Here is a 1054-nt window from a genome sequence, read left to right as displayed (position 1 = left end):
CGGGCAGCAGGCGTACGCCGGGGGACCAGCGGGTCGACAGCGCCTCGGTGACGTGGGTGAGCCGGTAGCCGGCGTCGAGCATCTGCGTGCGCACCAGGTGGGTGGCCAGATCCTTGTCGCCCAGCCCGAACCAGTCGGGCTGCACGCCGTATGCCGCGAGTTCGTCCCGGCAGTTCCACGTCTCCCCGGCGTGGCCCCAGCCGCGCTCGGGGTCGATGCCGCCGCCGAGGGTGTACATGCAGGTGTCGAGGTCGGGGCAGATGCGGACCCCGTGCATCCAGGCGTCGTCGCCGACGTTGACCACCGCGTCGATACGATGCGGCGAACCCGCTCGGGCGGACTCGGCGTCCAGTCCGAGTAGTCGGCGGGCGCCGAGCAGGAAACGGGCGCCACCGACGCCGCCGGCCAGAACACAGATCTTCACACGGACGAGAGTAGTGACGGTGCGTGCGACGCCGCGCCGGTGGGCCGGACAGGCCCGGTCCGGGAGGGTGGCGGGCGCGCCGGGGACGTGTCCCACGCCACAATCGGGGCGGCGTGTCACCGGCCGCGGCGGGTGGGGAAAATGGTAGGTATCCCCGATTTCGCTTGACCTACGCGGCTTGCATGTGTGTAATCACAGGTGTGTCATTCCCTGGTGGGTGACGGTAAACATCGCACAGACATCAGACAATCCGCGATCCGGCAGGGCTCCCTCGGCCGTGTCGGCGACGGGCACTCAGACGCGGACCATCGCGCACAAACATGCAACACGAAGGGATGACCGTGGATCGACAGTCACGCACCGTCGCGGGACCCGAGCTGGCCCTGGTCGACCTCGGTGTCTCCGGCCTGTTCGTCGAGGACGAGCAGGAGAGCTGGCAGGAACGGGCTCTGTGCGCGCAGACCGATCCCGAGGCGTTCTTCCCGGAGAAGGGCGGGTCGACCCGCGAGGCCAAGAAGATCTGCACCGGCTGCGAGGTCAAGGCCGAGTGCCTCGAGTACGCGCTGGCCAATGACGAGCGCTTCGGCATCTGGGGCGGGCTGTCCGAGCGTGAGCGGCGGCGCATCAAGC

Annotated in this window: 2 protein-coding genes; one reads left to right on the top strand and one right to left on the bottom strand. The window is 69.2% G+C overall.

Annotated elements, in window-relative coordinates; translation table 11 throughout:
* Positions 1-424 (bottom strand): 2-phospho-L-lactate transferase CofD family protein (locus G6023_RS04225; RefSeq protein WP_182634172.1); only part of this gene is annotated, 424 nt, incomplete at its 3' end.
* A gap of 335 nt (positions 425-759) precedes the next feature.
* On the opposite strand from G6023_RS04225, the gene G6023_RS04220 reads away from it, so the two are divergent.
* Positions 760-1054 (top strand): WhiB family transcriptional regulator (locus G6023_RS04220; RefSeq protein WP_241727677.1); only part of this gene is annotated, 295 nt, incomplete at its 3' end.

This window comes from Dietzia sp. DQ11-71 (assembly GCF_014144995.1).
Classification (GTDB): Bacteria; Actinomycetota; Actinomycetes; order Mycobacteriales; family Mycobacteriaceae; genus Dietzia; species Dietzia kunjamensis.
The sequence above is the reverse complement of the archived record's forward strand: the minus strand, read 5'-3'. Positions and strand labels throughout refer to the sequence as shown.